Annotated in this window: 11 protein-coding genes and 1 pseudogene; 5 read left to right on the forward strand and 7 right to left on the reverse strand. The window is 68.2% G+C overall.

The annotated features are described in order from the left end of the window. The first annotated feature begins 249 nt into the window (after positions 1-249). Positions 250-1,845 (forward strand): annotated as a pseudogene (locus ABIB29_RS05425) (HNH endonuclease signature motif containing protein). A 52-nt stretch (positions 1,846-1,897) separates the two neighbouring features. On the opposite strand, the gene hemW reads toward ABIB29_RS05425, so the two are convergent. Both hemW and lepA read right to left on the reverse strand, forming a co-directional pair. Continuing rightward, on the reverse strand, positions 1,898-3,136 hold the full coding sequence (gene hemW, locus ABIB29_RS05430; RefSeq protein ID WP_354170756.1) for a radical SAM family heme chaperone HemW: 1,239 nt from the start codon (positions 3,134-3,136) through the stop codon (positions 1,898-1,900). A 42-nt stretch (positions 3,137-3,178) separates the two neighbouring features. Next, complete coding sequence (lepA, locus tag ABIB29_RS05435) at positions 3,179-5,032, reverse strand: translation elongation factor 4 (RefSeq protein ID WP_354170758.1); 1,854 nt, start codon at positions 5,030-5,032, stop codon at positions 3,179-3,181. A 342-nt stretch (positions 5,033-5,374) separates the two neighbouring features. Between lepA and ABIB29_RS05440 the strand changes: the two genes are divergently transcribed. Together ABIB29_RS05440 and rpsT are read left to right on the forward strand one after the other, a co-directional pair. After that, positions 5,375-6,004 carry a type II toxin-antitoxin system PemK/MazF family toxin gene (locus tag ABIB29_RS05440; RefSeq protein ID WP_354170760.1) on the forward strand — a complete coding sequence of 210 codons (630 nt, stop codon included), beginning with the start codon at positions 5,375-5,377 and terminating at the stop codon, positions 6,002-6,004. A gap of 173 nt (positions 6,005-6,177) precedes the next feature. Continuing rightward, positions 6,178-6,438: a 30S ribosomal protein S20 gene (rpsT, locus tag ABIB29_RS05445; RefSeq protein ID WP_024365662.1), complete on the forward strand. Its 261-nt coding sequence runs from the start codon at positions 6,178-6,180 to the stop codon at positions 6,436-6,438. Positions 6,439-6,605: 167 nt separating this feature from the next. Here rpsT and holA read toward each other — a convergent pair whose 3' ends face one another. The 5 genes from holA to leuS form a co-directional block, all read right to left on the reverse strand. After that, entirely contained in the window at positions 6,606-7,619 is a 1,014-nt protein-coding gene (gene holA / locus ABIB29_RS05450) for a DNA polymerase III subunit delta (protein WP_354170763.1), read from the reverse strand. After that, positions 7,553-9,283 carry a ComEC/Rec2 family competence protein gene (locus tag ABIB29_RS05455; protein WP_354170765.1) on the reverse strand — a complete coding sequence of 577 codons (1,731 nt, stop codon included), beginning with the start codon at positions 9,281-9,283 and terminating at the stop codon, positions 7,553-7,555. Before ABIB29_RS05455 ends, holA begins: the two co-directional genes overlap by 67 nt. 241 nt (positions 9,284-9,524) lie before the next feature. Continuing rightward, a complete protein-coding gene (locus tag ABIB29_RS05460; RefSeq protein ID WP_354170767.1) occupies positions 9,525-10,397 on the reverse strand; it encodes a ComEA family DNA-binding protein in 873 nt (290 codons plus the stop codon). A 126-nt stretch (positions 10,398-10,523) separates the two neighbouring features. Continuing rightward, positions 10,524-11,522, reverse strand: a complete 999-nt coding sequence (locus tag ABIB29_RS05465) for a DegV family protein (RefSeq protein ID WP_354170769.1) — start codon at positions 11,520-11,522, stop codon at positions 10,524-10,526. 82 nt (positions 11,523-11,604) lie between these two features. Beyond that, on the reverse strand, positions 11,605-14,136 hold the full coding sequence (leuS, locus tag ABIB29_RS05470) for a leucine--tRNA ligase (RefSeq protein WP_354170771.1): 2,532 nt from the start codon (positions 14,134-14,136) through the stop codon (positions 11,605-11,607). Between the two features lie 820 nt (positions 14,137-14,956). On the opposite strand from leuS, the gene ABIB29_RS05475 reads away from it, so the two are divergent. Further along, positions 14,957-18,106: an efflux RND transporter permease subunit gene (locus ABIB29_RS05475; protein ID WP_354170773.1), complete on the forward strand. Its 3,150-nt coding sequence runs from the start codon at positions 14,957-14,959 to the stop codon at positions 18,104-18,106. Further along, entirely contained in the window at positions 18,103-18,555 is a 453-nt protein-coding gene (locus tag ABIB29_RS05480; RefSeq protein ID WP_354170775.1) for a hypothetical protein, read from the forward strand. The genes ABIB29_RS05475 and ABIB29_RS05480 overlap by 4 nt, the downstream gene beginning before the upstream one ends. The last annotated feature ends 1 nt before the right edge of the window (position 18,556 follow it).

Here is an 18,556-nt window from a genome sequence, read left to right on the forward strand (position 1 = left end):
CGGTTGTCGGTCAGTTCCGGTGTCGGGCTGCAACGCAGGCGGCCTTCTAATATTGTCGGTGGCTCCTGAGATCCTGAAAGTGTGGATAGCAGGACAGCATGGAGTCCGGAGGGCAGGCAGGCCTGGGAGGCCGTCGCCGCGTCCGTTGCTGCGCTTGATGCCTTCACCTCGGGCGCCGGTGGGGACCGTCCTGATGACCCCGGCAGCGAAGGGCTGCAGGACGCTCATCCTTCGCAAGACTCTTTTCCGTTGCGGGACGCTGATCCTTCGCAAGACTCCTATCCGTTGCGGGGCACTGATCCGTTGCGGGATCTGGCGGATGCGTGCCTGGGCGGGCTCGGGGAGTTGGCCCGGAGGGACGCCCGGAGCGCGGCGTTGAAGGTCAGGTTCACCGCGGATTACGCGGAGGCGACCCGGGCGCTGGCGTCCCCGGGAGCGTCCCCGCACGACCGCGCCGTCCAGGAAATGGCTTTGGTGGCCGAGGTCGCGTGCGCTCTGACCGTCAGCGAAAACGCCGCCGGCGCCCTGCTGGGTGAGAGCCAGGCCCTGACGACTGTGCTGCCGCTGACCCTGGCGGCTTTGCAGACCGGGACGATCTCCTGGGCCCACGCCCGGATCATGGTGGAGGAAACCAGCAACCTTGACCCGGCCGGCGCGGCCGCATTGGAGGCGCACTTCCTGGACCCGGACGCACCCAACCCGGCAAGGGGGTGCCCGGCCGGGGACCTCGTCCCGGGACGGTTCCGCGCCAAGGCCCGTGCGTGGCGGGAACGCCACCACCCGGTCAGCATCGAAGAACGCCACACCAGGTGCGCTGCGGACCGGCGGGTCGAGTACTGCCCGGACCGGGACGGGATGGCCTGGCTCTCCGCCTACCTCCCGGCCGACACCGCCGCGGGGATCTGGGAACGGACCACCGCCGCCGCCCGCGCGCTGCAGGGCCCGGACGAGACCCGGACCCTCACCCAGCTCCGCGCCGACGTCGCCGCCACCTTGCTCCTCGGCACCGACGGGACCGCCGGCGGTACCGATGCCGATGCCGATGCCGATGACAACGGCGGGTGCGGGGGTGTGCCGGTCCCGCGGGCGCAGGTCCTGGTCACCGTCCCGGTCCTGTCCCTCATCGGCGCCGGGGAGGAACCGGCGACCCTCGACGGGTACGGGCCGATCCCGCCGTCGATGGCCCGCCGTCTGGTCGCCGACGGTGCGGGTTCCTTCTACCGGGTCCTGACGGATCCGGGACGGGGCCCCGCTGGAAATCGGGAGGACCAGCTACCGGCTCACGAAGGCTATGCGCCACTGGCTCCGGCTCCGCGACGGCCGGTGCCCCTTCCCCGGCTGCAACAACCACTCGTTGGACAACGAGGCCGACCACCTGCTGGCCTGGGCCGACGGCGGCACCACCGGGATCTCCAACCTCGGACAGCCGTGCCGCAAGCACCACCGCCTCAAACACGGCTCCGGCTGGACACCATCCGGGGCCAGCAAACACAAACCGCCGGGCTGGACCTCACCCTCAGGACGGCACTATCCCAGCGAACAGCAGGACTGGGAACCACCACAATGGCCACACGACAGTCCGGAATCGGATACGGACTTGGGCCAAGGCGTGCCCGTGGATCCCGGCCCGGACCCGCTTTGGACCTGCCCGTGGATCCCGGCCCGGACCCCGGTTTGGACCTGCCCGTGGATCCCGGCCCGGACCCCGGTTTGGACCTGCCCGTGGATGCCTTCCCGGACTGGTATCTATTCCCGGCCGGGCACCAAATCCCCGCCGCAGAAACGGACTGGCGAGAGCCTGACGAGGGCTCCTGCCTGGAAACCTTCCTGATCCACTCCGCCTGAACGACTCGTTGCACGCCGTTTCAGCGCGGCTCGACCAGCAGAGAGCGGTTCCCTAGTCCGGCAGGATCCTGCGGACCACGGCGTCGGCGAGCAGCCGGCCCTTGAGCGTCAGGACGAGGCTGCCATGGAAGGCCGCCACGGGATCCACGAGTCCGTCGGCAATGAGTCCGGCGACGGCGTGCCGCCCGGTGTCGCCCAGTCCGCCCAGGCTGGCGATCTCCAGTCCCGAGTTCAGCCGCGCTTCCAGCATGACGCGCTCCACGTTGCGGGTCTCCGAATCGAGGGTTTCCCGGCCGGCGGCCGGCGAGAGACCGGACCCCAGACGGTTTGCATAGGCGGTGGGGTGCTTGACGTTCCACCAGCGCACGCCGCCGACGTGTGAGTGCGCGCCCGGGCCGATTCCCCACCAGTCGTCCCCCCGCCAGTAGGCGAGGTTGTGGCGGCAGGCCTGCTCCGGGGTGCGGGACCAGTTGCTGACCTCGTACCAGGACAGCCCGGCGGCCGAGATCAGTTCGTCGGCGAGTTCGTATTTGGCCGCATGGTCGTCGTCGTCGATTCCCGGCACTTCGCCGCGGCGGATCTGCGCGGCGAGTTTGGTGCCCTCCTCGACGATCAGCGCGTAGGCACTGATGTGGTCCGGACCGTAGGACAGCGCGGTCTCCAGCGAGTAGCGCCAGTCGGCCAGCGACTCCCCCGGCGTTCCGTAGATCAGGTCGAGGCTGACGGCGAGGCCGGCCTCCCTGGCCCACTGGACAGCCTGGGGCACCCGGCTGGGGGTATGGGTGCGGTCCAGCACCTTCAGAACGTGCGGCACCGCCGACTGCATGCCAAAGGACACCCGGGTGAAGCCGGCGTCGGCCAGCAGTTGCAGGGAAGCGGGGGTGACGGAGTCCGGGTTAGCTTCGGTGGTGACCTCGGCGCCAGGCTCCAGGCCCCAGGCCCCGATGGCGGCGGTGAGGATGCTGGCCAGGTCCGCGGCGGGCAGCAGCGTGGGTGTTCCGCCGCCGAAAAAGACCGTGCCGAGCGGGCGTGCCGGCAGGCCGCTGCTCTGCAGGGCGGCTGCTGCGAACTCGACTTCCGCGATGGCGGTGCCGGCGTAAGCGTCCTGGGAGGCCCCGCCGCCGAGTTCCGTGGCGGTGTAGGTGTTGAAGTCGCAGTACCCGCAGCGCACGGCACAGAACGGGATGTGCACGTAGAGGCCGAAGGCCCGGTCCGAGGCGCCGTCCAGCGCCTGGGCGGGCAGCAGCCCGTCGGCTGGCGCCGGGTCGCCCAGCGGCAGGGCGCTAGGCACGGTCCGGGCCCGCCTGCGTGGGGTCAGTCATTACTGGCACTGCTACTTCTTGGCCTTGTCCTTGGACTCGTCCGTGGTGAGGGCGGCGATGAAGGCTTCCTGCGGGACTTCGACGCGGCCCACCATCTTCATGCGCTTCTTGCCTTCCTTCTGCTTTTCCAGCAGTTTGCGCTTTCGGGTGATGTCACCGCCGTAGCACTTGGCGAGCACGTCCTTGCGGATGGCCCGGATGCTTTCCCGGGCGATAATCCTGGAACCGATGGCGGCCTGGATGGGCACCTCGAACTGCTGCCGCGGAATGAGTTCGCGCAGCTTGCCGGTCATCATCACACCGTAGGCATAGGCCTTGTCCCGGTGGGTGATGGCGGAGAAGGCATCCACTTGTTCGCCCTGGAGCATGATGTCGACCTTGACCAGGTCGGCCACCTGCTCGCCGTCGGCCTTCCAGTCCAGCGAGCCGTAGCCGCGGGTCTTGGACTTGAGGATGTCGAAGAAGTCGAAGACAATTTCGGCCAGCGGCAGGCGGTAGCGGATTTCGACCCGGTCCTCGGAAAGGTAGTCCATTCCGCCCATGACGCCGCGGCGGCTCTGGCATAGCTCCATGATGGCGCCGACAAACTCGTTGGGCGCCAGGATGGTGGCGGCGACCATCGGTTCGCGGACTTCCGCAATCTTGCCGGTGGGGTATTCGCTGGGGTTCGTCACGTGGACGACCTTCTTGTCCTCCAGCGTGACCTCGTACTCCACGTTGGGGGCGGTGGAGATCAGGTCCAGGTTGTATTCGCGTTCGAGCCGCTCACGGGTGATTTCCAGGTGCAACAGGCCGAGGAATCCCACGCGGAAGCCGAAGCCCAGCGCAGCAGACGTCTCCGGTTCGTAAACCAGGGCGGCGTCGTTGAGCATCAGCTTCTCCAGCGCATCGCGGAGCACCGGGTAGTCCGTGCCGTCCAGCGGATACAGGCCGGAGAAAACCATCGGCTTGGCATCCGCGTAGCCGGGGAGGGATTCGGTGGCCGGTTTGGCAAGGTTGGTGACGGTGTCGCCCACCTTGGAGAGGCGGACGTCCTTTACACCGGTGATCAGGTAGCCCACCTCGCCAACGCCGAGGCCCTTGGAAGGGGTGGGCTCCGGGGAGCTCACGCCGATCTCGAGGAGTTCGTGGGTGGCGCGGGTGGACATCATCTGGATGCGTTCGCGGGGGTGCAGCATGCCGTCAACGACACGCACATACGTGACAACACCGCGGTAGGTGTCGTAGACCGAGTCGAAGATCATGGCGCGGGCCGGAGCGTTCGGGTCACCCTTGGGGGCGGGAAGATCGCGGACGATCTTGTCGAGCAGGACCTCGACGCCCATGCCGGTCTTGCCGGAAACCCGGAGCACGTCGTCGGGGTCGCCGCCGATCAGGTTGGCGAGTTCCGCGGCGTACTTCTCGGGCTGCGCTGCCGGGAGGTCGATCTTGTTCAGGACCGGGATGATGGTGAGGTTGTTTTCCATCGCCAGGTAGAGGTTCGCGAGGGTCTGGGCCTCGATGCCCTGGGCCGCGTCCACCAGCAGCACGGCGCCTTCGCAGGCCGCGAGCGAGCGGGAGACCTCGTAGGTGAAGTCAACGTGTCCGGGAGTGTCGATCATGTTCAGCGCGTAGCTGACGCCGTCGAGCTCCCAGGGCATACGGACTGCCTGGGACTTGATGGTGATGCCGCGTTCGCGCTCAATGTCCATGCGGTCCAGGTACTGGGCCTTCATGTCACGGGACTGGACAACGCCGGTGTACTGAAGCATCCGGTCGGCCAGGGTGGATTTGCCGTGGTCAATGTGCGCAATGATGCAGAAGTTCCGGATGATGTCCGGATCTGTTGCCGCGGGCACCGGGGCGGTGCGGGCCATGGGAGACACGCAGGGTCCTTACTGTTGGCAATACTGTTGGCTTTTCCACAGATCGGCGCGGGGCTGGTGTCCCAGCCCGCGAGGTGCCGCATCTCTGAACCTATAGTCTCCCACGTCCCGGCCCGACGGAGTGCATCCCCGCCTTCCGTTGCGGACCATGGTTTCCCGCACTGGTTTCGCGCGGTGGTTGCCCCAGGGTCCTCCCCCGCGCTTCGCCCCACTAGCCTCCGCGCGAAGCCCGGCCTCCCTTGCCACCGCCCTCCGCTGTCCTGCCGCCTGCCCTGTCGCCTCCCGCCCCGCCGCCTGCCGCCCCGCCCCGCCGCCTGCCCGGGCGGCCGGTATGGTTTTCCCATGGCCTGGAACTTACGCTCGATCGGCAACGCAATCCGCAGTACCCTGCGCTTCCTGGAGGGGCGCCCGGGCTCCGCGCCCGGCAGCTCCGGCACAGCCCGGCCGGCCGGCACCAAGGCCAAGCCCGGAACGAGGGCAAAATCCGGAACGAAGGCCCAGCCGGGCCGGCCGGGCACGAAGACCGGCGGACGCCCGGGCACCGGGCGTAGCGCCGCCGTCGGCCTGACCGGAGTGTATCCCGGCGATTTCCGCGGAACGGCAAAGGTCAATTACGCGCCCTCCCCCAACGGTCGTCCCGAGCCGGGCGAAGTCGTCTGGACGTGGGTGCCGTATGAAGAGGACCACTTGAGGGGCAAGGACCGCCCGGTGCTGCTGGTGGGCACCAGCGGCCGCTATCTGCTCGGCCTGATGCTGACCAGTAAGGACCACGACGGCGACGCGCGCCGGGCGGACGACTACGTTGACATCGGCACCGGTCCCTGGGACCGGCAGTGGCGTCCGAGCGAAGCGAAACTGGACCGTATCCTGCAGATCAACCCGCAGGATGTCCGGCGCGAGGGCGCCATCCTCGATGCCGGAAGCTTCAGCGTCATCGCCGCCGCCCTGCAGAGCCGCCACGGCTGGCGCTGAGCGCCGCTAAATCGCCACTCCGCCGGCCACTCTGCTACTATTGACAGCTGTGTGTCCGTGCAGGTCGACGGCCACAGATGGTTGGTCGCCATAGGTATCCCCACGCCGCTCAGTCAATGGCCAATCTGAAAGCCCTCTAGACCATTTTCCGCATTGAAAAAGAGAGTTCACACGTGGCTAATATCAAGTCCCAGAAGAAGCGCATCCTCACCAACGAGAAGGCTCGCCTGCGTAACAACGCAGTCAAGTCCGAGCTGAAGACGGCCATCCGCGCCGTCAACACCGCCGTTGAGTCCACCGACAAGGATGCTGCGGCTGCCGCACTGCTTTCCGCCAGCCGCAAGCTGGACAAGGCTGTCAGCAAGGGCGTTCTCCACAAGAACAACGCTGCAAACCGCAAGTCGGCCATCTCCAAGAAGGTCAACGCGCTCTAAAGGTTTCCAGTTCACTTGAACTGATGATTGTGGCCGGCACCCTCGGGTGCCGGCCACTTCCAGTTAAGCCGCCGGTCATGGCCCGGGCGGCACCCGCCAGGCAGGCGTGCGCCAGGCAGGAGCGCGCGACCGACGCCCGCCGTCAGCGCCGCACCCAACGCCCGCCGTCAGCGGCGCACGGACGTCGCAATCACCGTCACGGCGTGTTCGACGGCGTAGACCGGGTCCCGGGACAGGCCCTTGACCTGGGCATCAGCCTCGGCGGTCACCTGGATGGAGCGGACGAGCCCCTCCGGAGTCCAGCGCCGCACCTCACGCTGCGCCTGCTCGACCAGCCAGGGCTGCATGCCCAGTTGCTTGGCAATCTGCGACGAGGAGCCTTGGGCACCGGCGACCTTGGCGAGGGTGCGCAACTTCGAGGCCAGCGCGGCCACCAGCGGCACCGGGTCCGCGCCCGTGTCGAGGGCGTGGCGCAGCGTGGAGAGGGCCAGCGGGGCGTTGCCGGCCATCGCGGCGTCGGCGACCTTGAAAGCGGTGGCTTCCACCCGGCCCCCGTAGTACCGGTCCACCATGGCGGAGTCCACCCCGGTGGCGGCATCGGCGATCAATTGGCTGCAGGCAGCGGCCAGCTCAGCAAGATGCGCGCCGACGGCGTTGACCAGGGCATGCACGGCGTCGGGATCGATGCGCCGCGACGCCGCCTTGAACTCGGACGTCACGAAGGCGATCTTGTCGGCGTCCTTCTTCAGGGGCTGGCAGTCCACCACCGGCCACCCGCCGGCCTTGACGGCGTCCAGGAGCTTCTTGCCGCGCACCCCGCCGCTGTGACGGAGAACCAGCACGGCGTCGGGTTCGGGCCGGGCGAGGTACTTCAGCCCGTCGGCCAGGAAGGCATCGTTCATGCCCTCCAGGCCTTCCACCTCGATCAGCTTCTGCTCGCCGAAGAGGGACGGGCTGACTTTCATGGCGAGGGAACCGGGCTCGTAGTTGCCGGCATTGAGCCGGGTGACTTCGACGTCGGGGGCTGCGGCGCGCACCTGCGCCCGGATGCGGTCCATGGCACGGGACCCCAGATAGTCTTCCGGTCCGCCGACCAGAACGACGGCGGCCGGGGTCACGTCGCGCCAGGTGGCAGTGTTCGACGCGGCGGACCGGGCGCGTGGGGTCTGGGCAGCAGCCACTGAGGTTTCCTCCCGGAAGATTGTTTGCAGACTCTAAGCCTGCCACGGCCCGGGCGGTGCACCAAGCCGGGTCTGGCCCCTCCCGCCGGCGCACCCAGGCCGTCGCCGCGGCGCGGGATCCGGCGGAGCAGCGAGACTGTCCGGGCATGCGCTGCCCGGGTCAGCGCGACGGTGCGGGCGGGGTGGAAGGCCAGCCACCAGGCGGCGAGGGCGCAGGTGGAGAAGAGCGTCATCGTGGCGGCTCCGAAGGCCCCTTCCGGCCACGGGAGGACGGCGCCGGGCAGTCCGGCGAAGAAGCGGGCGATTGCTGCCACCCCGGCGGCGAAGGCCGCTGCGATGCCCAGCGGAGCGGCGGCGAGGGCCGGGGCCAGCGGCACCAGCGGCACGGCCGCGGTCCCCAGCAGCGTGACCGGGGCGACGAGGACGGCGGCGGCCATGTTGGCGGCCAGGGCGTAGGTGGAGAACTGCGGCTGCAGGAGGACGATCGCCGGTCCGCAGAACGCTTGCGCGGACAGCGGAACAGCCACTCCCGCGGCGAGCCAGCGCGGCACCGCCGGCGGGAACCAGGCCATGATCGGCCGGCCCGCCACCACGATGCCGAGGGTCGCAAGCACGGACAGCAGGAATCCGAAGCTGGTGGACAGCCCCGGCTCTGCCAGCACCAGGGCGATCACAGCGAGGCACAGGAAGCTCAAGCCCCGCCCGGGCCGGCCGCCGGCCAGTGCGAGGAGCCCGATCGCACCCATCACGGCGGCCCGCAGGACACTGGAATCCGGGCCGACCATCAGCACAAACAGGCCCAGCCCCGCCAGGCAGAGGACCGCCGCGAACGCCCGGTTGAACCGCAGGGTGCGCGCGGCCAGCAGGAGGGCTCCCAGAATGAGGCTGCAGTTGGCGCCGCTGACGGCGGTCAGGTGGGTCATTCCGACGGACTTCATCGCAGCGTCCAGCTCCGCGTCCAGGGAGCTGGTGTCTCCGGTAACCATGCCCGGCAGGAGGCCCCGGGCGTCACCGTCGAAGTGCCCGGCGGCAGCGGTGAAACGGTCGCGGAGCTCGCCCGGACCCCGCTGCCAGGTCCCGGCTGCCGCCAGTGTGAGCGGCGCGGAGCTGGCCGAGAGGACAGCCGCTTCCCGCTGGCCGGGCCCGGCCCGCTGGAGTTTGCCGGTCGTACGGATCCGCTGACCCGGGGCTGCATGTTCCCAACCGGCGCCACCCAGGACCAGCAGCTTGGCGTGCGCGTGCACCCGGTGCGAATCGTAGGTCATGCCGATCAGGGTGACCGGGACCGCCCACCGGTCCGCAAGTCCGGAACGCCCCGGCGCCCTGAGCTGCCGGGGCGCACCCGCTATCTCCACTTCCACGGCGACGGCCGCGTTCGCAGCCGCGGCGGCGGCCACGGCACCTTCGTGCCGCCGGGAGGAGTCGGCTGCGCCGTGCCCGCCCGCCGCAGCGGCGAGCAGCAGGGCCGCGGCCATCGTCGCATGGAAACTTCGCCGCGCCGGCGCGCCGGGCCACCGTGCCCCGGCGGTGGATGACGCCCTGAGCAGCAGCACGCCCGAGCCCACCACGAAGGCCAGGCAGAGGGCGGCCAGCGCCGGGGGTTGCAACTGGTGTCCCGCAGCGGCCGTTGCCCACACCAGCACCGCCGCGGGGACCAGGCGCACGTCGGTCCGGCGGAGGGTGTCCTCCCGGGCCGGGACGTCGTGCCCGGGGACTGCGAACGACGGAAGCCGGCCACGGAGCCCCGGGCCGCGGCGCCGTTGCCGCCCCGCTGGCGCGCGTCCCGCCGGGGACCGCCCTGGCGTTTGGGGGTTACCGGGCGTTTGATTGTTCCCTGCAGTCCTGCGGAGCGCGGCATCAACGTACCGTTGCCAGCGACTCGTCCGTCCCATGTCCGCCCCGCCCTTACACCCGCACCAGGGGCAGCAGGCCCTCGAGCAGCTTGGGCCCAAACCCGTCCACGGCATCCAGCTCCTCAACCCGCTGGAAGTCGCCGTGTTGCTGGCGCCAGTCCACAATCCGCTGGGCCAGCACCGGGCCGACCCTTGGCAGCGTGGCCAGTTCCCCGGCTCCGGCCGTGTTCAAGTTGATCTTTCCTCCTGAGGGAGCGGTGCCGTTGCCCGGGCTTCCGCGGGCGCCCACGTCACCCGTCGGGGCGGCCGCGGCAGGGATGGTTTCACCCTCGCTCGGCACCAGGACCTTCTGCCCGTCCTCGAGGACCGCCGCGAGATTGAGCTGGTCCGGGTCCGCGCCCGGGGCGCCGCCGCCGGCCGCGGCGATGGCCTCGTGCAGGCGGCTGCCCCGTGGCAACTCCACAATGCCGGCACGGACCACCGCGCCGGCAACGTGGACAATGATGCTTTCGCGGGTGTTGGCTTCGCCTTCGCCGGGGGCATTGTCCGGGGCGGTTGACGCTCCGGTGGAGTGTCCTGCTTCCGGTTCCGGGTCCTGCAGCCGGCTGGTTTCCGTTGGGTGGATGGAACTGAGCGGACTGACCTCCGCTGTGGCGTTCGCCGCCTGCCACCAGAACCAGCCAAGGAATCCCGTGGCCAGCAGGCACAGCAACGCGGCGGCACGGCGCCCGGTGCGCCACCTGATGCGGGCGCTGCGGACCGGCGACTCGTCCGGGCCGGGGTCGCGCTGTCCCGGGGACGGGCAAACGAAGGGCGGCCCGTCGAGCAGGCCCGTCCCGGGGCCCGGCCGAACGGCGGCCGCCAGCCTGCGGTCGGCGCGGCCCGGTTCGGTGCCGGGCGGGTCTCCCGGATTGTGGCGCGGCATGCGCCCATCGTACGAAGCCCTGGCCGCTCGGCTCAGGGCAAGCGCGTCTTATGTGGATACCGGGCAACCGCCGCGCACGCAGCCCAGGGACAGCCGGTCTGATGTCGACACCGGTACCGCGTCGGACTACGGCGCGGCGGACGTCTCCGGGCCTGCGGGGGTGCTGCTCTCCCCCACGATCACGGCCAGCACACCGAGTCCGGCGTGGGCAGCCAGCACGGCCGGGAGGGCGCTGATCTGGACGGGAGCGCAGCCGGGAACGGCTTCGGCCAGCTGCGACGCGAGCTGTTCCGCCTCCGCCGGGTTGCCGAAGTGGTGGACGGCAAGCCGGGCCTGCCCCGCGGGCCGGCCGGCGGCGTCGGCCACGACGATTTCCTGGAGCCGCGCGATGGCTTTCGCTGCCGACCGCACTTTCTCCAGCGGAACTACTTTGCCGTCCTCCACCGCGAGGATGGGCTTGATCGAGAACATGGTCCCCCAGAGCGACGCCGCGGCGCCGATCCGTCCGCCGCGTCGCAGCTGTTCCAGGCTCGGCACGTAGAAGTACACCTTGGTGCGGGCCAGTTCGTGCTCAGCAACCCCTCGCACGTCCGCCGCGGCCGCGCCCTCCGCCGCCGCGGCAACGGCGCTCTGGACCGCCATCCCCTGCGCCATCCCGACGGTGCGCGAGTCCAGGACCTCCACCGGGATATCAACACGGGCGGCGGCGAGCCTGGCGGAGTCCACCGTCCCGGAGAGCTCACCGGAAATGTGGAGCGACACGACGGATTCAAAGCCGCCGTGCTGGGCCGCCAGGTACGCGTGCTCGAACTGCCCGGGGGACGGTCGCGAGGTCTTGACGGGCCTGCCGCTGGCCAGGGCCAGGGCGATCGTCTCGGCGATGTCGTCCTCGCCCTCGCCATAGATTTCCGCACCCACCATCACCGGCATCGGGACAACCGTCAGCCGCCCGTCGGCGGAGACGGCACGGACCCAGTCAGCCGGCAGAGCCGCGGCGGAGTCCGTGACCACGGCTGTCCGCACGACGGCGGCTGGGCCGGTTGGCAGGCCGTCTGCGGACTGTTTGGCCTGCCGGAGCCCGCTGAGGCGCTCCTTCAGCCACCCTGCGGGGTCGCGGTGGGGCACGAAGTACCTCCTGCTGTCTGCGCTTGCTGACGGACTTGCGGTATCGGTTGGCCGCCGGTGGAAACCGGCGGCCAACTACGGGTCAGGCCGGGACGATGTTGACCAGTTTAGGCGCCCGGACGATCACCGTGCGGATCCCGCGGCCGTCGAGGGCTCGCTGGACGTTGTCCGAGGCCAGGGCCAGTTCCCGCAATTCGTCCTCGCTGATCTCCGGCGAGACGTCCAGGCGGTCCCGGACCTTGCCCTGGACCTGGACGACGGCGGTCACCGTGTCCTGCACGAGGAGGGCCGCGTCGTGCGTCGGCCAGCCGGCGTTCGCCACCGAGGCGGGATGTCCCAGCACGTTCCAGAGGTCCTCGGCCGTGTACGGCGCGAAGAGGCTCAGGATGACCGCAACGGCCTCGACGGCTTCACGGACCGCCGGATCGGCGCCGCCCGCTCCGCTGGCTGCGTCAATAGTTTTACGCGTCGCGTTGACCAGTTCCATGAGCTTGGCCACGACCACGTTGAACTTGTTGTTGTCCAGCAGGGCTTCCGCGTCGGCGATCGTGCGGTGCGTGACGGCGCGCAGGGCCCGGTCGCCGGTGGCGTAGTCGACCCCGGGCGCGCTTGTGACGTCCTGTCCCAGCCGCCAGGCGCGGGCCAGGAACTTCGCGGAGCCCGACGGCGAAACGTCGGCCCAGTCGACGTCGTCCTCCGGCGGGGAGGCGAAGATCATGGTGAGCCGGACCGCGTCGACACCGTACTTGTCCAGCTGCTCACTCAGGTCAACGCCGTTGCCCAGGGACTTGCTCATGGCCTTGCCGCCGTTGAGCACCTGGCCCTGGTTCAGCAGCGCGCTGAACGGCTCGTCGGCGTCGATCATGCCCAGGTCGTGGATGACCTTGGTGAAGAACCGCGCGTAGAGCAGGTGCAGGATGGCGTGCTCCACGCCGCCCACGTACTGGCCGACCGGCATCCAGTCGTTGATCTTCTCCGGATCGAACGGGCCGTCGGTGTACTGCGGCGAGACGAAGCGCAGGAAGTACCAGGAGGAATCCACGAACGTGTCCATGGTGTCCGTGTCCCGCTTGGCCGGGCCGTGGCAGCTGGGGCACTCGACGTTGACCCAGCTTTCGACGGCGGCCAGCGGCGACGTGCCCTTCGGGGACAGGTCCTCGCCGCGCAGGTCCGCCGGCAGGGTGACGGGCAGCTGGTCGTCCGGGACCGGGACTTCGCCGCAGGCGGGGCAGTGGATGATCGGGATCGGCGTACCCCAGAAGCGCTGCCGGCTGAGCAGCCAATCGCGCAGGCGGAAGTTCACGAATTTCTCGCCCGTGCCCTGGTGCTCCAGGATCCCGATGGCGGCCGGGATGGCCTCTGTCTTCGGCAGGCCGTCCAGGGCGCCGGAGTTGATCAGGGTGCCCTCGCCGGAGGTCGCGGTGCCGCTGACCGCGGGATCCTCCTCGCCGGTGTCCAGCACTGCCCGCACGGGCAGGTCAAAGGTCCGGGCGAAGTCGAGGTCGCGCTGGTCGTGGGCCGGGACGGCCATGATGGCGCCGGTGCCGTAGTCCGCCAGCACGTAATCGGCCGCCCAGACGGGCAGCTTCTCGCCGTTGAGCGGGTTGACGGCGTAACGGCCGGTGAAGACACCGGTCTTTTCCCGCTCGGTGGACTGGCGTTCGATTTCGGAGAGCGCCTTCACCTGTTCGCGGTACGCGTCCAGGGCCGCGGCGTGTTCTTCGGTGACCAGTTCGACGGCGATCGGCGCGTCCGCGGCGACGACGAAGAAGGTCGCGCCGTACAGGGTGTCCGGGCGGGTGGTGAATACCGTGACGTCCTTGGCGGGCTTGGCGCCGTCGGCTTCGATCACGAAGGTCACGTGCGCGCCCTCGGAGCGTCCGATCCAGTTCTTCTGCATAGCCAGGACGCGTTCGGGCCAGTGCCCGCGCAGTTCGTCCATGTCATCGAGCAGCCGGTCGGCGTAGTCGGTGATCTTGAAGTACCACTGGTTCAGTGACTTCTTGGTGACCGGGGTGCCGCAGCGCTCACAGGCACCGTTGACCACCTGTTCGTTGGCCAGCACGGTCTGGTCCTTGGGGCACCAGTTGACCGGGGAATTCTTGCGGTAGGCCAGTCCGCGCTCGTGGAAGCGTTTGAAGAGCCACTGTGTCCAGCGGTAATACTCCGGGTCGGAGGTGTGGATCCGGCGGGACCAGTCGGCGGAAATGGCGTAGCGCTTGAACGACGCCGCCTGGGTGTCGATGTTGGCGTAGGTCCACTCGCTGGGGTGGGCATTGCGCTTGATGGCCGCGTTCTCGGCGGGCAGCCCGAAGGAATCCCAGCCGATCGGGTGCAGCACGTCGTAGCCCTGCTGGCGCAGGTACCGGGCGACGACGTCGCCCATGGCGAACGCCTCGGCGTGGCCCATGTGGAGATCTCCGGAGGGGTACGGGAACATGTCCAGCACGTACCGCCGCTCCTTCGAACCGTCGTCGACGGGCGTGAAGACCTTGAGGTCTTCCCAGACCTGCGGCCACTTGGCTTCCATGGCCGCGAAGCTGTAGGCACCCTCTTCGGGGGTCTCCGCTGCGACTGCTGGTGTTCCGGTCTCTGTCTCCGGCTGAACGCTCACTGCTGGCCTCTTCTGTTCTTCAAGCCTGTTTACCGTCAAGTCTGTACTACCGGGGCCCGTCGCACTCGACCCCTGCCCGCTGCCCCTTGCCGCCAGCCCCGAAAGGGCCCCAGACGCACAAAAGCCCCTCGACACGGAGGGGCGGCCGCTCGACAGTCCGAATTTTCCTCGGAATATCGGGCGGCTAGCCAAGCAGAAGGATCGCACGCATAGTACTACTTTAGCGCCTTCGGCCGCCCTGCGGGTGGAGCCGGGCCCGCCCCCCGATTGTCGGCACGACGGTCGGCTGAATGCAGCTGCCGAAGGCCACCCGGGGCCAGCGGCCAGGCGCGAAGCTATCCGGGGCGAAGGCGGAGAATTCCGGGGCCCCGGCGTGCGCTCAAATTGTTATAAACTGGACACTGGGAATAGGTGGTACTTACTTCTAACATCACTTCCGCGACGGTGAGTATTAAAATTGGCCGGGCGAGTAGTTGACACAAATCAGCGGGTAGCATTTGCAGCCATTCGGGGGGTCCCAGCCGATACTCCACGTAATCCCTCGACACTCGTCGAATGCGCAGCACAATGTCATTCTGATGACCCTAAAAGCCCGTGGTTACAGGTCTTTCGGAGGCCTTGCCAAAGGCGCCGAATAGGCACACTATTCTCCCAGAGATCCTTGGATGATTCGCTAAATTTCTCGCGTTGAGGAGCCTGCCATGTATCCCTTTGGTATTTCAGTTCTGCACAAATTGTTTCTCCCGGCGGAGCGCATCGGCTCTTCAGACAGCCACCGGAAAACGGCATAGCCATGTTTGGCTGGATAACCCGCTTCAGTTTGCACTTTCGCATTCTTGTTCTCGCCCTCGCCGCCGGACTCATTGCCTTCGGCGTCGTGAACGTTCCCCGCATCGCTGTGGATACCCTGCCCGAGTTCGGACCGGCGCATGTTGAGATCCAGACCGAGGCCCTGGGCCTGTCCGCTGTTGAGGTGGAACAGCTCATTACCTCCCCAATGGAGGCCGATCTCCTCAATGGAGTGGCCTGGCTGGATGAGATCCGCTCCAAATCCGTACCGGGGCTCTCCTCGATTGAACTCGTCTTCGAGCCCGGCACGGACCTGCTTCGCGCCCGGCAGTTGGTGGCGGAACGGATGACGCAGGCGCACGCCCTGCCGAACGTCTCGTCCCCGCCGCTCATCATGCAGCCGATGTCCTCCACCAGCCGTGTGCTGATGGTCCGATTGAACTCCCGGCAGCTCTCCGGCATCGAGATGTCCGTCCTGGCCAGATGGAAGATCAAACCGCGCCTGGTCGGCATTCCGGGGGTAGCGAATGTGTCCATCTGGGGCCAGCGTGAACAGCAGCTGCAGGTGGAGGTCACTCCCACCCAGCTGCGCGACCGGGGCATCACCCTGGAACAGATCATCAAGACCGCCGGCAACGCTGTCTGGGTCTCACCGTTGAGCTTCCTTGAGGCGTCCACCCCGGGCACCGGCGGTTTCGTGGAGTCTCCCAGCCAACGTTTGGGAATCCAGCACGTTCTTCCGATCCGCACCCCGGCGGATTTGGCCAGGGTCAGCGTGGAGGACGCTCCCCAGCCGATGCTGCTGGGCGAGATAGCAAACGTCAAGGAGGGCCATCAGCCGCTGATCGGCGACGCCGTCGTCGGTCAGGATGCAGGCCTCATGCTGGTCGTCGAAAAGTTCCCTGGAACCAGCACGGTCGATGTGACCCGCGATGTGGAGGAAGCCCTGAAGGACATGGGTCCGGGGCTCACCGACGTCACGATCGACACCAGCGTGTTCCGCCCCGCCACTGCCGTTCAGGACACCGTGGACGGTCTCGGTGTCGCGCTGCTGATCAGCCTGCTGATCGCGGTGGCGCTCTTCTGGCTGCTTTTCCGTTCCTGGCGGGTCGCTGTGATCGCACTAGTCTCCATCACGGCCACGGTCATGACGGCGGCCGTGGTGCTCTACGCGCAAAACGCCACGCTGAACATCACCGTTTTGCTCGGTATCGTACTCGGCATTGCCGTGATCGTCGGTGACGTTGTGGAGGACGTCCAGGCGCAGCGCCGCCGGCCCCTGACCACCGTGGCAACCGAAACTGAAGCCACGCTGCGGTCCCGCATCACGGACGCGGCACGTGGTGTCCGCACCCCGCTCTTCCACGCCTCACTCATCATGGTTGTCGCCCTCATCCCGACACTGTTTGTATCGGGTGTCGGCGGCGCCTTCTTCCAGCCCCTGTACTGGTCGTTGGCGCTGGCCCTCGCAGCCGGGCTCCTAGTCGGCCTCTCCGTGACGCCTCTACTGGCACAGATGCTGCTGCCCCGCGAAACAGCAAGCCGGCCCGAGTCTCCGGCCGCCGGTCGTGCCCGTGCCCGCTACAACCGGGTCCTGGATGGCGCCCGCTCCCGCCGCACCCTTAGCCTGGTCGCCGTTGCCGTCATCGGGGCCCTGGGCCTCGCCGCCGGATCCCAACTCGTTGCCAACCGGCCCGTCGTCCCGACGCTTCCGGACAGGACCCTGCTGGTGCAGTGGGACACCATGGCCGGTACGTCGACTGACGAAGTCCGCCGGGTCGCCTCGAAGGCCTCGGATGAGCTGCGGGCCCTGCCGGGCGTGAGCGGGGTGGGCGGCCACATTGGCCGTGCCATCACCTCGGACCAGGTTGTCGGAAACAATTCAGCCGAACTTTGGGTGTCCCTGGCTGCAGATGCCGACTTCAACGAAACTGAACAGGCAGTACGGGATGTCGTCCAGGGCTACCCCGGTATCTCCGATAACGTGACGAACTATTCCCAGCAGAAAGTCGGCGACATGCGCGGCAGCATGGAGCCGCCCTTCGCGGTGCGGGTCTATGGCACGGAGATGCCGATCCTGCGTGAAAAGGCCGAGGACGTCCGGAAGGCCCTGCAAAAGATCAACGGCGTGCAAAACCCGACGATCAACGTCGCGGCGATGAATCCGATCGTGGAAGTCGAGGTCGATCTTGAGGCCGCCCAGCGGGTCGGCATCAAGCCCGGCGACGCCCGGCGCGCCGCCGCGACACTGATGCAGGGCGTTATCGTCGGCAACCTGTTCGAACAACAAAAGGTGTTCGAAGTCGTGGTCCGCGGTGCAGCCAATGTCAGGGATGATCTCACCAGCATCCGCGAACTGCTCCTCGACACCCCCGACGGCGGACACGTCCAGCTGGGCGAGATCGCCGCGGTCCGGGTGGTTCCCAACGAAGTAGTCATCCAGCACGACTCCACCTCGCGGCGGATCGACGTCGTCGCCGACGTCAGCGGACGGCCCTTGGCCGACGTCCAGCGCGATATTGAAGCTGCAATAAAGCAGGTTCAGTTCCCGCTTGAATACCATGCTGAAATCCCCGCCAAGTACAGCGAACTGCGTGCAGCTGACACTCTTGCGCTTTGGCTTGGAGCAGCAGCCCTGGTCGGCATACTGCTATTGCTCCAGACTGCAGTCCGGAGCTGGAAGCTCGCGCTCGCCGTCTTCCTTGCCCTGCCGGCGGCGCTGGCCGGTTCGTTCGTGGCCGCGTGGATCGGTGCGGCGTCGCTCTCCTGGCTTTCATTCACCGCCGTTGCTGCGGTGTTGGCCATCACAGCCCGCAACGCGGCGCTGCTATCAGCCCGGGCAGACGCACTTTGGCGCTCAGCTCCGCAATCGTCCAGCACGGACGTGGTTCTGACGGCGGCCCGGGAGCGGGTATCGCCAATCCTCAAGGCGGCCCTCATCACCGTCGCGATCCTGATACCGCCGGCTCTGCTTGGCGGCAGCGTCGGCCAGGCCTTGATCGTCCCCATGCTGCTGATCATTCTCGGCGGCCTCACCACCGCGACGCTTGTGGCGCTGCTGGTGTTCCCCCTCTTGACCCTCTGGTTCGGTCCCCGCACCGCACCCGAAGAGTGGTCGGAGGTCTACGAAGCGGAAGTCCCCGTTCAGCCCGACATGCAGGAAAAGGTGGAAGCAAAATGACCAGCCGAAAACCGCAACGGCGCCTGCCTTTGGCGGCCGCTGTCTGTGCAGCCCTCGTGTTTTCCCTCCCGGCCTGCGCGGCGCCCGCCGCCGCCCGGCCCGCCGTCAGTGAAGCCCCGGCCAAGGTGGAAAAGAACGCGGCCACCGGCATCGCCAAGCTGACCCTGACCCAGCGGGGCGTGGATCGGCTGGAACTGAAAACCGAGCCGGTTACGGCGGGGGCGGGAGCCGAGATCCGGCTGCCCTACGGGGCCCTGATCTACGACGCCAACGGCAAGACCTGGGTTTACACCAGCCCGGCACCAAGGGTCTTCGAGCGTCAGGAACTCGCCGTCAGCAGGGTGGAAGCCGGCGTGGTCACGGCCGCCGCAGGACCTCCGGTAGGAACACAGGTGGTCACGGTAGGCGCGGCTGAACTGTTCGGCGCCGAATTTAACACCGGCAAATGAT

Origin of the sequence: Arthrobacter sp. UYEF36 (genome assembly GCF_040547025.1) — a bacterium.
In the GTDB taxonomy this organism is placed as follows: Bacteria; Actinomycetota; Actinomycetes; order Actinomycetales; family Micrococcaceae; genus Arthrobacter.